General features: G+C 48.6%; 10 protein-coding genes. 6 read left to right on the top strand and 4 right to left on the bottom strand.

Features of this window, described 5'->3' with window-relative positions:
* Nucleotides 1-405 precede the first annotated feature (405 nt).
* Entirely contained in the window at nucleotides 406-1,476 is a 1,071-nt protein-coding gene (locus tag L6I86_RS34135; protein WP_236293256.1) for a serine hydrolase domain-containing protein, read from the top strand.
* Nucleotides 1,477-1,515: 39 nt separating this feature from the next.
* Here the strand turns inward: L6I86_RS34135 and L6I86_RS34130 are convergent, their stop codons facing one another.
* The gene (locus tag L6I86_RS34130) at nucleotides 1,516-1,656 is read right to left on the bottom strand and encodes a hypothetical protein (protein WP_236293255.1); all 141 of its coding nucleotides are present in this window, start codon (nucleotides 1,654-1,656) and stop codon (nucleotides 1,516-1,518) included.
* A 71-nt stretch (nucleotides 1,657-1,727) separates the two neighbouring features.
* Here L6I86_RS34130 and L6I86_RS34125 point away from each other — a divergent pair, with 71 nt between their 5' ends.
* Nucleotides 1,728-2,915, top strand: coding sequence for an anhydro-N-acetylmuramic acid kinase (locus tag L6I86_RS34125; protein WP_276574931.1), 1,188 nt, complete (start codon nucleotides 1,728-1,730; stop codon nucleotides 2,913-2,915).
* A 129-nt stretch (nucleotides 2,916-3,044) separates the two neighbouring features.
* Nucleotides 3,045-3,881: a tetratricopeptide repeat protein gene (locus L6I86_RS34120; RefSeq protein WP_236293254.1), complete on the top strand. Its 837-nt coding sequence runs from the start codon at nucleotides 3,045-3,047 to the stop codon at nucleotides 3,879-3,881.
* Nucleotides 3,882-4,281: 400 nt separating this feature from the next.
* On the opposite strand, the gene L6I86_RS34115 is transcribed toward L6I86_RS34120, so the two are convergent.
* A complete protein-coding gene (locus L6I86_RS34115; protein ID WP_236293253.1) occupies nucleotides 4,282-4,878 on the bottom strand; it encodes a hypothetical protein in 597 nt (198 codons plus the stop codon).
* A gap of 227 nt (nucleotides 4,879-5,105) precedes the next feature.
* On the opposite strand from L6I86_RS34115, the gene L6I86_RS34110 reads away from it, so the two are divergent.
* Nucleotides 5,106-7,271: a GAF domain-containing sensor histidine kinase gene (locus tag L6I86_RS34110; RefSeq protein WP_236293252.1), complete on the top strand. Its 2,166-nt coding sequence runs from the start codon at nucleotides 5,106-5,108 to the stop codon at nucleotides 7,269-7,271.
* A gap of 37 nt (nucleotides 7,272-7,308) precedes the next feature.
* Entirely contained in the window at nucleotides 7,309-7,950 is a 642-nt protein-coding gene (locus L6I86_RS34105; RefSeq protein ID WP_056617830.1) for a response regulator transcription factor, read from the top strand.
* Nucleotides 7,951-8,382: 432 nt separating this feature from the next.
* On the opposite strand, the gene L6I86_RS34100 is transcribed toward L6I86_RS34105, so the two are convergent.
* Nucleotides 8,383-10,032, bottom strand: a complete 1,650-nt coding sequence (locus tag L6I86_RS34100; RefSeq protein WP_236293251.1) for an MORN repeat-containing protein — start codon at nucleotides 10,030-10,032, stop codon at nucleotides 8,383-8,385.
* 38 nt (nucleotides 10,033-10,070) lie between these two features.
* Nucleotides 10,071-10,457, bottom strand: coding sequence for a DUF4280 domain-containing protein (locus tag L6I86_RS34095; RefSeq protein WP_056617835.1), 387 nt, complete (start codon nucleotides 10,455-10,457; stop codon nucleotides 10,071-10,073).
* Nucleotides 10,458-10,682: 225 nt separating this feature from the next.
* Here L6I86_RS34095 and L6I86_RS34090 point away from each other — a divergent pair, with 225 nt between their 5' ends.
* Nucleotides 10,683-14,150 carry a stalk domain-containing protein gene (locus tag L6I86_RS34090; protein ID WP_236293250.1) on the top strand — a complete coding sequence of 1,156 codons (3,468 nt, stop codon included), beginning with the start codon at nucleotides 10,683-10,685 and terminating at the stop codon, nucleotides 14,148-14,150.
* Nucleotides 14,151-14,160: the final 10 nt, after the last annotated feature.

The raw sequence follows: 14,160 nt of genomic DNA, 5'->3' as shown, positions 1-14,160 counted from the left end.
TCTTTAGGTTACCTTTCACCAGTTCAATATGAAGAAAACTACTACAAAGAAGTTAGTTAATTCTCTTAATAGGTGTCTACTTTCTTGACAGAGGTCCATATATAGCCTTTTACCTTTCGAGGGACTTGATTTGGTTGATTTAATTGAGTTATTTAGGACTAATTGAGATTTAAAGGGTACAGTCAATAGATTAATTTGGAAAATTCGGACTATTAGGCTAGTGGAGGTCTGGAAGTCGAGTATTTCGTGTGAAACCGACTAACTCGGGCAGATAGGCCTTTAGAGATCTATAAGTCGATTTTTTCGACTTACGGGAGCGCAGGATGGACTTTTGGAGAGAGATAGTCGAATATTTCGACTAACTCCCGTGCGGGTTCAAAGCAAAGCGAAAGGAGATCAGCCGGTATGTCCAATTGGGATATCGCTAAGATAAGCAACTTCATCGAACAAGAAATTGCCGCAGGACATCTACCTGGTGCGGTCCTTTATATTGCTCAAAGAGGAAAGGAAGTAGTGAAGCAAGCCTATGGGAGCCGAGTAATGTATCCGGAAGCTGCGCCGATGAGCGTGGATACGGTTTTTGATTTGGCTTCCTTGACCAAAGTGGTTGCAACGCTGCCGGCGGTGCTTCAACTGATGGACCAAGGGAAACTTACTTTGGCTGATCCGATTGGGAGGTTTTTACCGCAATTTCTCTTCTCTCAGGAAGAGCCCATCCGGATTGAACATCTGCTTACACATTCCTCTGGGCTTAGGGCAGATATCCCGGGCATGAGAGGACTTATGCATCTATCTCGAGATGAGCTGGTTGATCTGATCTTAAACGAACGGCCGCTTCATCCCCCCGGAACCAAGGTTGTGTATAGTGATATTGGCTTAATATTGCTCTATCTGATCATTGAATCTGTGACTGGTGAAGCCTTCGACACCTATCTCAAACGGGAGATATTTGAACCGTTGGAGATGACGGAAACGGGGTTTTGTCCAACCTTCGCGGAAACACGTTATGCGGTTACCGAGTTTTCGGAACAGCGTCAAGCGTACAAGGCAGGCATTGTTCACGATGAAAAAGCGGAGCTCATGCACGGTGTAAGCGGTCATGCGGGGTTATTTTCGACGGTTCACGATGTAGCGAATTATGCTGAAATGATCCGGCAGAAGGGCGTCTTCAAGGGACGAAGAGTTATTTCCAGGGCAGCCATCGAGCTGTCATCCCGTAACTTTACACCGTATGACCAAGAGTTTCGAGGGTTGGGTTGGTTGCTTAGAAATCCGAGAAACTTCTTGTTTGGCGGTGACTATGTCTCCGAGCAATCATTCGGACATACGGGTTTTACAGGGACGAGCCTGTTGTTCGAGCCTGAGCAGGATCTACAAATCATTTTTCTTACCAACCGGGTTCATTTCGGGCGAACGGAACACATTTTGCAGATTCGACCAAGGCTGCACAATCTCATACTTTCTCAAATCCAATAGTTGTGGTGTATATGAGAATGAGCCTCCCGTTTGGGAGGCTCAATGACGATCCGTTGTTGAGAAGTTGGTTACAGGTACATCACTCCATAGCTGTTCGTTGGCATTCTGGAGCATCCCACGTCCAAACATACGATTGATCATGATGACGAATTCTTTACGAACAATATTTTGATAGAACATTGTAGTATTTTGTAGAATAATGGGGCAATAGTTTATGCTTAGGCTAAAAGATAGAATGGAGATGAGTTCTCGTGTTGCGTACACTTCTGAATAAAACTTCCCTAACTATAGCGGGACTAATGTCAGGCACCTCCCTGGATGGCATTGATGTCGCCATTGTCCACATAGGGGGCCGTGGTATAGAAACAAGCATCAAGCTGCTTCACTTTGAGAGTCTGCCATTCGATGACGAGATGCGAGAAAAGCTGAAGCGATTATGCACGATCGAACATTCCGATGTTGCGCAAGTGTGTGGCATGAACTTCGCCATAGCAGAGCGGTTCGCAGATGCTGTAATCCAAACGGCGCAAGCAGCAAACATAAGTATGGACGACATCGATCTGATTTCGACGCATGGGCAGACGATCTGGCACATCCCAGTAGCGGATGAAGCGGACCGTTTTCTTCCAAAATCAACGTTACAAATTGGGGATCTGTCCGTGATTGCCAAACGAACAGGCAAACCCGTCGTCGGCGATTTCAGGACAGCCGATATAGCTGTTGGCGGGCAAGGTGCGCCGCTGGTTCCTTATGGCGACGATCTCATGTTCAGAGATGCGAATAAAGGCCGAATCCTTCAAAACATAGGCGGAATTGGCAACTGCACAGCACTGCCAGCCGCTAGTGCGGATGGCGGTATGATTGCTTTTGATACCGGCCCGGGGAATATGGTGATGGATCAGGTTGTGTATGAGCTATCCAAAGGGAAGCTTTCATACGATGCCAGTGGCGACTGGGCTGCCAAAGGCAAGGTACATAACGGATTGCTAGCGGACATGCTCGCACATCCCTATTTCCAAGAACCGCCTCCGAAGACAACGGGACGTGAAATGTTCGGGAAAGCCTATGCCTCGGCATGGTTGGTTTCTGCACTGGAGCAGGGGCTTTCGCACGAGGATATCGTGGCGACAGCGACAGCTTTTACCGCACATACGATTGCTCGCGGGTACCAGGCATACATTTTGCCACAGTGTAGCATTGCGGAAGTGATCGTGAGTGGAGGCGGTGCGCATAATCGCACGCTGCTTCGCATGCTTGGTGAACTGCTGCCAGACCAGACCATTCTTACATCAGATGAGCTGGGCATATCCTGCGATGCGAAGGAAGCGATTCTGTTTGCCTTGCTTGGCAATGCATTCATCCAAGGAGAGCCGAACAACGTTCCTGCGGCGACGGGAGCAGAAAGACCGACGATCTTGGGGAAATTAGCTCTGCCATAGGGTTTCAAAGAGGCCGAAGCCATCTGAACAACAGGTGGTCATTCGGTCTTTTTTTTGGTTAGGAGAAGTATCTACTTTTTTGGTACAATGTTTACAACTTACTAGAGTTTGTAAAGGAGAGAAGTATGCATGCCGCCTATCCTCAAAAGTATTCTTAAGCTTATCGTTGTAATTGTCTTAATTGTTATGGCGTTTCAGGTTAACTGGTTAATTGGGGTAGCTGCAATCTTGGTGATCCTAGGTTATTTTGTTTATGTGAACCGATCTGCTATGTACGCTCAGAGGGGTAATCTGGCCTATATGAAGGGTGATCGTGAGCAAGCGTTGATTTGGATGGAAAAAGCGTATGTCTCGAAAGCCTTTCTACCGAAGCATCAGATTGGATATGGCTACCTGTTAATGAAGACAGGTGATCTTACCAAGGCGGAGCAAATGTTCGAAGAGGTCCTGCAATCAGCAAAAGCTTCAGATATTCGTATACAAGCGAAGCTCAATGTGGCCACGGTGTACTGGTTGAAGGACAAGCGGGATGAGGCTTTGAGCATGTTGCAGGAACTAGCAAACGAGGTTAAGAACACGCTGGTTTATGGGAATTATGGTTATTTTCAAATTTTGCAGGGAGACTTGGAAGAAGCACTAGCCTATAATCTCGAGGCTTACGCCTACAATGACAACGATATCACCATTATGGATAACTTAGCGCAAAACTACTATATGCTCGGTCGTCTGAATGAGGCAGATGAGATGTATACGAAGGTGATTGCCAAAACGCCTAAGCACGCGGAGTCCTATTATTTCTATGCGCGAACGCTACAGCAACTTGGTCGAACGCAAGAGGCTCGAGAGCAGATTAAAACGGCACTTGAAAAGGAACTTGCGCTCGTCACTCCTATAACCAAGGAGGATATTGCGTTATTCGCAATTGAGTTAGGTGATGAAGCAGTTGAGCAAAAGGTTGGGGAGTAGGCTAAAAGTGTAAAAAGTGGGTTTGCACTTGGTTATCATCTCGTTATATCAGAAAAAATACGAGAAGTTCGGGGCACCCCTGTTAACGGACACGGGAGTCGCTATTTGACTGCATAGCACGGAAATCAAATTCTAACGGACTCCGTTATTAGTGTTTATCAGCGCTACATGAGGGCACAAAACAGTAAATAACGCTCCGTGTGTCCGTTAGCAATTGAAATTCCCTGAATTTCAGGAGATAGAGGCTGTCAGGTCCGTTAGTGTGACCTAATTGGGATCTGACACTGGGTTGTCGATAGGGTGGTAAGGCTCGCAGCTTGATGGGATACCAGGATAAACGATCTATAAAGAGTAGAAACCGTCTTAACCTCTGAGGTTGAGACGGTTTTTTGTACACTATTTACCCAGAAATCATTTCATCGCGATTATAAGTGAGTAGTGAGGCTGGTGACGAAGCGTTCGTCAATTTTTTAACCCAGATGCAGTACCCCATGCCTACGTACGACAATCCCCAGAATAAAGCAAAATATTTATTATCGGCAATCGGCAAAAACATTGCGAGAATCATAATCAGCATGAGTGCAGGTACCCAACGAGGGAAAACTTTTGCCAAGAAAGTTAGGATCATGAACACCAAAGTACCTCCAAGGAAACCAATCATACCGAACATTCGTGAAATGTTAACCAGTAACCCTTCCGGTTGGACCGCATCTGCGCCGCCAGCAGCAAATTGGGACCACAACATCGCTGTTGTTAGTATATTTCCAATGATGATAGCGAGGATTGTGATGAAACCGGTGACCCCTGTTTCACGGGATTGTACTTGGTAAAAAGCGATGGATCCGACGGACATGAGAATGCAAGCAATTAAGCCTGTCGTCAATTCTTGTGTGCTATCCGTTCCCCAAATTAGCGAGGCAGGGGTCATCCCCATTCTTGCAATTCCTGCTAAAATACAAATCATGCCTAGCCATTTGATAACTTTTTGCTCTGTCATTTTTACTCATCCTCCAATTGGTTAAGTGTGTTGCTCATATGTTTAGATTACTGGAAGGGAAATCATGGAGAATAGAGCATTGTGTTCCTGGTTTTTGGGATATTTGCGGGTGCGATTTGGGAATCGACGGTCCGAGTCGGGAAATTACTTAATATCCATATTCAGCTAACGTTCCAGCAAGCTATAATACATACAGGCAAAGATTAATGAAGAAAGAATGGCGGTGTATGAAGATGTTACATCTGAGCAAAGCAGGTACTTCGAAAGTTGTTAACAATCGGCAAGTAGTGTGGTCGATGCGGTTTGCACAGCTTTTTGTACTCAGCTTCAGTCTACTGACAGCTGCGTTATATGTAAGTTTGATTCCACAGTACTACAAAGTACTGGTAGGGAAATGTATCCTACAAGGCTGCGGTAATCTCGTTCCTGCCATGCCTTTGCCGGCAAATGGGTTTAGCTTGGAGCAATTTGGACTGTTATTCGTACTCATTGATGTTTTGTTTACATTCGTTTTTTATATGACATCGGCGATCGTGCTTTGGAAAGGATTCCGTGAACCGATGGGGTTGGTAGCAGTCGTCGCAATGGTGTCTTTCGGATCAACGTTTCCGTCGTTAGTCATGGCGGCATCCGAAGGAACTGGTTTTGCCCATTATTGGTTCTTAGGTATCTCCATGCTAAGTTGGGTTTCCTTATCCTTATTTCTCTTACTATTTCCAAATGGCAAATTTGTGCCCAACTGGTCGCGTTTCGTTTTTGTGCTGATTATGATTGTGGATGTGATGACGCTCGTTTATGAAGGGGAGATGTGGGAAAAGTTTCATATCCCGGCCATATTCCAGCTTCTCTGGTATGGCTCATCCACCCTAATTCTGATCTATTCCCAAGTATATCGGTTTCGAAATAGGGCTACTGCCGCCGAGCGGCAACAGACGAAATGGGTTGTTTATGGAGCTTCCATTGGTATTATTGGATTCATTGGTATGAGTGCGTTGTTTGATCCTAGTCTGAATGATGGAACAGCAATGACGTATGTATATTTGAACGGCGTATTAAATGCCTCCCTTACGGCTATTCCCATTACATTAATGTTCGCCGTGCTGCGGCAAAGACTGTGGAACATTGATCCGTTAGTCAAACGGACCCTGGTGTATGGATCTTTATCAGTTTGCATCGTGCTTATTTATACAGTGATTGTTTTTTATTTAAGCCGAGTATTTCAAACTCGGGATCATTATGTCGCTTCGTTGCTGGCAACCGCGATTGTGGCGGCAGCTTTCGCACCTCTGAAAGAATGGTTGCAGCGGCAAATAAATCGGCTTATGAAGGGCCGCCACGACGATCCTTACGCGGTGCTGCTTGAGCTAGGCAATCAGTTGATTCAACCTCAGGATCCTGATGCCATGCTGCATGCCGTTGTAAGAACGGTGAAGGATGCGCTGCGAATTCCCTATACGGCAATCTATACGGGGATAGGCGGACAGACGACATTAGTGGCTGCAGCTGGCAGCCTGCTTTATGAACAACATGTCCTGCCGATTATTCATCGCGGGAAAGAAATGGGAACCCTGCACATTGCTAGCCGATCAGCGGGGGAAGGATTTACGGCGGAAGATAACAAATTTTTGGATGTTCTCCTCAGGCAAGCTGGCCCAATTGTGGAGAATTGGCATATGACGCAGGGGATGAAGCTGCTGGCACAGGACCTCCAGGAGTCAAGGGAAAAGCTGGTGCTAGCGCGAGAAGAAGAGCGCCTGTACATTCGTAATAATTTGCATGATGATTTGGCACCCAAGCTGGCTGCCCTTGCGCTGAATGCGGCGACTGCTCAGATTTATGTCGAGAAACAGCCTAAAGTAGCGATTGAAATGCTGGGAGACTTGCGCAAAGTCATTCGCTCAACGGTGGAGGAAATTCGCACGCTGGTTCATGACCTGCGTCCCCCAACACTGGATGAGCTTGGGCTAATCGGGGCTATACAGGAACGGATTACCCTCCTGTCCAAGCCTGCGGTAATGCTTGCCGGGGAGAAGGGCGCTGAGGTGCTGGACATTCAATTGTATGCACCTGGGCCGCTGCCTGTACTTCCAGCTGCTGTTGAAGTAGCGGTGTATCGAATTGCCACGGAAGCTTTAGTTAATGTCGTGAAACACACCAATGCTACCTCCTGTACGGTAAGGCTGGAATTGTCCGAAACCGGTCAGCTACAGGTGGAAATTAGAGATAATGGAGCAGACTTTGCTCCATTGCCCGTTCATCCAGTTGCTGAGGGGAAGAGCGGGATTGGGTTGGTTTCCATGCGGGAAAGGGCGGCTGAATTGGGGGGGCACTGCAACATTGACCGGCCTGCAGGCGGAGGGACCAGGGTTTTGGCGGTCATTCCCTTGTCTTGAACGTAGTTTAAATCGGTGTAGAGGAGAATGACAGACGATGAAAATAATGATTGCAGATGATCATCCAATATTTCGAAGCGGTGTCCGAAATTTGCTTCAAACCACGGAAGATTTGATCGTCGTGGGAGAAGCGGCGTCTGGAGATGAAGTTTTGAGGCTTGTGGAACAATGTCAGCCTGATTTGATATTAATGGACATTCGAATGCCAGGGCTCAATGGGATTGAAGCGACCCGGTTAGTCAAAGAGAAATATCCGCACATCCATGTGCTAATTCTCACCATGTTCCGTGACGACCAATCGGTTTTTACCGCTATGCGCGTTGGAGCAAAAGGTTATGTGCTTAAAGACGCTGACGAAATCGAGTTGCTTCAGTCTGTCCGCATAGTTGGCAATGGCGGCGCTGTGTTCAGCTCCGATATTGCGGCACGCATGATGCATTTCTTCTCGGAACCGAGAACACTCAATCCCTCGGAACATCCGGCACTATCTGAACTGTCCAAGCGTGAAATGGAGATTCTGGAGCGGATTGCTGAAGGTCACACCAATGCCCAGATCGGCGCACGTCTAAATATCAGTGCCAAAACCGTTGCCAACTACGTTTCAATGATTTTGAATAAGCTGCAAGTCGAGGACCGCAATGAAGCGAGCAGGATCCTGCAAGATTTTCGTGAGGGTTAATAGGATAGTAATGAAAAAGCCTCAGCCACGGAAAACATGGCTAGAGGCTTTTATTTTGTGGATTATTTTTGTATTGTACCACAAAGTTAGTCGATGAAACCGACTAACTTGAGCACCAGTGGCAATAGTAGTGTAGTTAGTCGATGAAACCGACTAACTCGAGCGCGCCAGTGGCAATAGTAGTGGAGTTAGTCGATGAAACCGACTAACTTGAGCACCAGTGGCAATAGTAGTGTAGTTAGTCGATGAAACCGACTAACTCGAGCGCGCCAGTGGCAATAGTAGTGGAGTTAGTCGATGAAACCGACTAACTCCAGTGCGCCGGTGGCAATTGTAGTGGAATTAGTCGATGAAACCGACTAACTCGAGCACGCCAGTGGCAATAGTAGTGGAGTTAGACGATGAAACCGACTAACTCGAGTGCACAGCGGGTTATTTAGTCGAGCTCACCTGCAACAGGTGAGCTTCTTTGGTTCTATTGAAATGGGTGAAGGTGAACACGTAATCACCCTTAAAGTAACTGTTCTTATACGCGCCAGCACCTGCGCCAACTTCCAGTTCCATCACGCTGTAGCCAGCATCGTTCGGCTCGTTCAGCTTCTTGAACGTCTCGATGCTTGACTGTAACAGCGCAAGCGGCTTCGAGCCCCAGATGCTAAGCGACGTAACCACCGCTTCCTTCGGGTTGGTTTTCGACGGCTCTACCAGCAGCGACAGCTGGTAGGCCGGGTAGCTTAGCAGCAGCTTCACGTTAGCTGCTGCTGGGGCAGCCCCCGCGCCTGCCGCATCGGCAGGCGGCGAAGCAACATCGGAGGCGTCTTCGACCGCCGCCTCCTGGCCCGCGAGCATGACGCTGTCATCCTGCAGCGTCACTTCCGCCGGTTTGCCCAGCAAGTCTTCGACTTTCTTGCTGGACAAACCGATGAAGTCCTGCAGGCTGACTGCGCCGCCTGCCCAGAAGCTCCGCAGCAGCGGCGCGCCGTCTGCGTCAAACAAAGTGCCAAGGCCGTCATAGACGCTCGCCTTGAAATCCCCTTTGTAGACGAGTTTGCCTAACTCGTCATACGCTTCCCCGGAGCCGGTCAGGGCGCCGCTCTGGAACGCGCCTTTGAGGCGCGGTACGCCTTTTTCATCAAAAGAGGTGCCCTCGCCGTTATACAAGCCTACAAGAAATTGACCTTTATACTTCATCATGCCGCTAGGGTAGAACTCCGTGCCTTCGCCTGAGTAACTGCCATTTTTGAAGCCGCCTTCATACAAGAGAATGCCCTTCGCATCAAAAAGCTTGCCAGCCCCATTATACAAACTTGCGGAGAATTCTCCTTCATACTGGGTGATGCCTCCCGAGGAGAAGAGCTTGCCAGCGCCATTATACATGCCGCCATTGAAGGCTCCTTCATAGAGCAGGTCACCGCTGGGTACAAACAATTTGCCAGCCCCGCCGAATTTGCCATTTTGAAACTCTCCGATATAGATGACTCGCTGCTTCTCATCGTACAGCGTACCAGCCCCATTGTAGACATCGGCCGTGAAGGCGCCTTTATAGATCAGGTGTCCTTGCTCATCATAGAGTGCACCGTTCCCATTTTTCAGACCTTTTTCATAATCACCCTCGTACGCGAGGACGCCGTTGTCATGGTAGAGCTTACCTTTGCCAGAATAAAGACCATCTACCAGATCGCCAACATAGCGAGCTTCTTTTTTGTCTTTTTTGGGATCAGCAACAATTTTCCCACTCCCCGAAAAGCTGCCCAGTTTAGGAGAGTTTTCCTGAAGTACGGGGACACGGTTAAGCCACTTGTTCACGATCGCAGGCGGGCGTATGAAGATGAAGTAAGCAAGAACGAGCAGGAATAGTAGGATAAAAATAAGCAGTCTTTTGGAGATGTAGTAGGAGCCGATCAAAACGTAGTTTTTTAAAGAGGATTCACGCGTTTGCAACATGATTCGCATCATTTGTTGAAATTTAATAATAGCTAGCTTAGGCAGCCTTCCAACAGTCAGGATGGCTTTCATAATATGTCCGATGAAAGGTGCTACGATAGGCTTTAGCACTTTCTCAATCGATTTAATCGGCTCCAATGCTCTCACTCCTTATTTCAATTGTAAAAAAGAAGAATTTATGGGACCTGAATCGTCATCTGACCAGGCTGTTGAACGGAAATAACACCGCCCCAGTTACACATGCATTTGGAGCTATTGTTAAGCGCGGGCATATTCGCAACAAGGACAGTTGGGGCTCCGGGTGCCCAAGGGGCTGCTGTGACAGGGATGCAGGGCATGGGGGTCAAAACGCCAAAAGCCGCAGCGGTTGCCGCTGCCACCATCGGATTGGATGGGGAATTGCACATGCCAAACGGCAGTATATTCACCATGGGCTTATTATCCATAATGTTGGCAATTGGCATCGCTGTCATGACCATATTGGCAGGAAGTACCATTAACGAGCTGGGTGCAGCGCCGAACGTGCATTGCAGCATCGCACCGCCGCATACGATATTCCCCATGATACAAGCCCCTTCCTTGAAATTATTTCCCGTGCAATAATTCGGCAAAATATGCTTTCATCTTTCTTTTATACTACTAGAAAAGGTTATATGCGGCAATCTAATCCTATATTCGCTAGATTTCGCTATTTTTCTCCAAAGAATGGATGCGAGAGTGGTAGAGATATTGTACTATAAAGAGAGAGAAGTACGTGAGCGGAGGGGTTTGTTCTGAATGGTCTGAATATGGTGAAAATAGGGCTCGTAGGCATACTTGCGACATCCTCAATCCTGACGGCAAGTGTGCGGGTGGAAGCTGCTGGGGTGAAGGTTTTGACCATGCAGGATGCGATTAAACAAGGGCTCCAGAAGAGTCCTCAGCTGCGCGATGCCAGAACGGATGTCCTGAAGAAAAGAATTGAGCTGGAACAAGCGCAGCATACGGTTAACAATGAGGAAGCCAAAGCTGCTGGATTATTCGCCAGGCCACATAATTTAAGCCAGGATATTGGTACACGAATGAAGGTGCCAGATGCCAGATCACAGTTGTATTTGGCCCAGGAAACTTTGCGGCAGCAAGGGGATTCAGCTCGATATGAGATTGAGAAAAGCTATTTAACTGCCTATCAAGATGCGGTGGCTGAGGAGCGTTCTCGCAAGAAAGTCGAGGAAGCGAAAACTTCCGTCGAAACGGTATTAAAGAAGCGGAAATTCGGTCTCGCAGATGCTGCGGAACAGGACAAAGTGGACAAAGCGCTAGAGAAGGCGGCATCAGACTATAAACAAGCGCAATTGACAGCCAAGTCCAGTCGTTTGGCACTAGGTAAATTACTGCAGCTCGATATGGAAAATAAAGTGGAGCTTTCGTTTCAGCCGGATTATGCGGACTTGAATGAGAAAATGCTTCCTACTTATCTAGCGATGGGACAAAAGACAACATTAAGCCTGTTAAGAGATACGGAGACTCGTCGTTTGGCGGACGAAAAGTTGAACACGACTCGTAATTTATACAGCAATAAATTCGGCCCGGCCCGCATGAGGGTGATGGATGGGTTATTTAAAGAGCAAGAAATCGATATGGAGCTTTTTCAAGCAAGCTATGATGAAACACTTGGGCGAGTGAAAGAGGATTGGCAGGGCTTTTTTATGCTGCTCGGGTTCATTCCCATTCCGAAGTCACTGCTGCAAGGTGAATTTGATGGACTGCGCTATTTGGATGACCTGACGAATGCTTTACCACTTGCAACCATGGAGCAGAACAAGGCTCAGCTGCAGGAAAAAGAAAGCCGAAATGCTGTAATTGCAGCTGTAAGGCAATCTTTCTTGGAGGCTAAGGGAGCGGAAGAAGCTTATGCGCAAGCATTGCGTGATAAGGATAATGCGGTTTCCAATTTAGCGAAGGCGAACCAAAAGCTGAAGCTCAGCTTGATGAAATCAGAGGAGCTTCAAACCTATAAAGATGCAGTTGATCAGGCGGATCAACAAATTGTGGCGGCGCAAATTGCCTATAAATTAGCACTTGGCAAGCTCGATCTTGGAACAGGTGGAGCGGTGAATCGTACGCTTCGAGAAGGGATTTTGCCGTATCGTGATCTCGATGATGGCTTGTCGCCGATGAAACCGCAGAAACCGAAAGCGCCATTGGGTACTTGGAAGCTGAAACCTGCGGTTGGACAGTTGCTTAGCGATTTCAGCATAAATGTAAGCAAGAAACTGGGCGCAACGGACTACGCCATCTTTACCACAGCCGGTAAACGCGTTGGGAAGCGGACGAAGATCAATAAGTCGTTGCGGAATTTAACGCTAAAATTCAGTCAAATTGATCAGCTTAAGGTCGTGCTCTATAACAAAGGGAAAGTCATTCAGACGCTGCCGCTTGACGGAAAAGGAAGTACAGGGCAATTAGTTGCAGCTAGCGCTGAGAACGGCGCTACTTCGGGAGACGCAAGCGGGAGTGCTGGTGCGGATGGAAGTACGGGGACGGACGGACAAGCTGGAAGCGGTGGCAGTACCGGAAACAACGGAAACACAGGAACTAACGGAACTAATGGAACTAATGGTGGCAAAGGAAATACAGGTACGGGTGGCGTCAATGGTCCTGACGGTGGAGATGGCTCTACAAATGGGCAGACAGGCACGGGGAACGGTGAAGGTGATGACAGCGGAACAGATGACAACGCCGAGAATGCCGGACAGGGTGAAGACTCTGACGGTGAGGACGAAGGCTTAGGAACGGTCATTATAGGCTCGTACAAAGTGAAGTTAGAAGCGTTGACACCTGAGGCTTTTAATGCGGCTACCGCTACAATGGCGTCATCGGGACAAGGGATGGTGTATCAATCGGATGCGCCAGGAGCTCCTTGGATAGGTATGGATGATGTTCTAGATCCAAGTGCACTAACAGATCCACCAAGCTCTGCCGTTCTTTCTCAAAAAGCTGTGGATGCGATCAAGGTGACCGTTGAAATCAAGGAGCCGGGCACGATTGCTTCCCTTGAGACACCTGAGCAGCTTCAAGGGAAGATAGATACGCTAAAACAAGACATAGAGAAACTAGAAGCGGCCAAAACTGCCGCTGTTGCCGCCATGAAGCTCAGCGAAATCGCAGATCTCGCTGTGCAAATCAAGGACGCGCAGGCCCAGCTCGGCATGCTGGAGGCGCTGCTCAAAGGCGACACCAAAGCCGCGCTCTCGCAGATGGCGCTCGTGAACAACCCAGACGCGCTGATCGCAGCGCTGTCCGAAGAAACATCGCCGGCTGAGCCAGGCGATGGCTCTACAGGCAATGGCGGCGACGGCACCCCCGCCACTGATGGCCAGGCCAGCGAGGATCAGCTGGCCTCCGAAGCAGCGCTCCAGCAGCAGAAGCTGGAGCAAGCCCTCGCCGCCGGCGAGCCGGAAGCCGCTGCAGCCATGCTGCAGCAGCTTCTCGCGACGCAGGCGCAGCTCGCGGATGCGCAAGTAGGTGCATCCGCGGGTCTGGCTTCGCTCGAAGCAGCGAAGCAGAAACTGCAGGCTGCGCTGAGCGCAGCGCAGGCGCAGCAGGACACGGAGCGGGTGGCGACGCGGACCCGCTCGATCGAGGCCGTCGACGCAGCGAAGCTGTCGACGCAGAAGGCCGCGCTGTTCGCGAAGCTGGACGCGGTACAGGCTTTGCTGGCGGAGCTGCCATCAAACGAGGCTGTACAAGCGAAGCTGGAACAGCAGGTAGAGAAGCTGCTGGATGAGCTTCAACAGCAGGAAAAGTTGAAGTACGCACCAGAGGAGCTGCAGGAACTTGCAGCAGTAGCCGATAGCTTGGCGAGTATAACTTCTATCCCTGCATCTGCTGACCTTGCTAAGGTGCCTGTCACGATTCAACCTCTTTCGGCAGAAAACGTGCTTTCTTCCAATATTTCTATCAAATTTGCCGCTCCGCCTGTTATAATAAATGGACAAGCCTATTTACCTATTAGATCCGTTTCGGAATCGTTTGGAGCGGCGGTAGATTGGGATCCGGAGAGCTTTACAGTCACGGTGAGCACGGAATATACAACCATTACAAGCTCTATTAATCAAGTTACGGCTTACATAGATGGACAGCCTGTCGTGATAGATGGACCATCCTTGCTGCTAGATGGTAGGACCTATGTGCCATTAAGATTCATTTCCGAGTCCTTAGGCCTAGGGGTCGACTGGAACGCAGCTATGCAAATCATTCAGATTACAAATTAAGAGGAGATTA

The sequence above is a fragment of the Paenibacillus allorhizoplanae genome (assembly GCF_927798215.1).
Taxonomy (GTDB): Bacteria; Bacillota; Bacilli; order Paenibacillales; family NBRC-103111; genus Paenibacillus_E; species Paenibacillus_E allorhizoplanae.
The sequence above is the reverse complement of the archived record's forward strand: the minus strand, read 5'-3'. Positions and strand labels throughout refer to the sequence as shown.

Coding starts and splice junctions, on each gene's coding strand:
- L6I86_RS34115 (WP_236293253.1), bottom strand. CDS start 4,878: ATGACAGAGCAAAAAGTTATCAAATGGCTAGGCATGATTTGTATTTTA.
- L6I86_RS34110 (WP_236293252.1), top strand. CDS start 5,106: ATGAAGATGTTACATCTGAGCAAAGCAGGTACTTCGAAAGTTGTTAAC.
- L6I86_RS34135 (WP_236293256.1), top strand. CDS start 406: ATGTCCAATTGGGATATCGCTAAGATAAGCAACTTCATCGAACAAGAA.
- L6I86_RS34105 (WP_056617830.1), top strand. CDS start 7,309: ATGAAAATAATGATTGCAGATGATCATCCAATATTTCGAAGCGGTGTC.
- L6I86_RS34095 (WP_056617835.1), bottom strand. CDS start 10,457: ATGGGGAATATCGTATGCGGCGGTGCGATGCTGCAATGCACGTTCGGC.
- L6I86_RS34130 (WP_236293255.1), bottom strand. CDS start 1,656: ATGTTCTATCAAAATATTGTTCGTAAAGAATTCGTCATCATGATCAAT.
- L6I86_RS34120 (WP_236293254.1), top strand. CDS start 3,045: ATGCCGCCTATCCTCAAAAGTATTCTTAAGCTTATCGTTGTAATTGTC.
- L6I86_RS34090 (WP_236293250.1), top strand. CDS start 10,683: ATGGTGAAAATAGGGCTCGTAGGCATACTTGCGACATCCTCAATCCTG.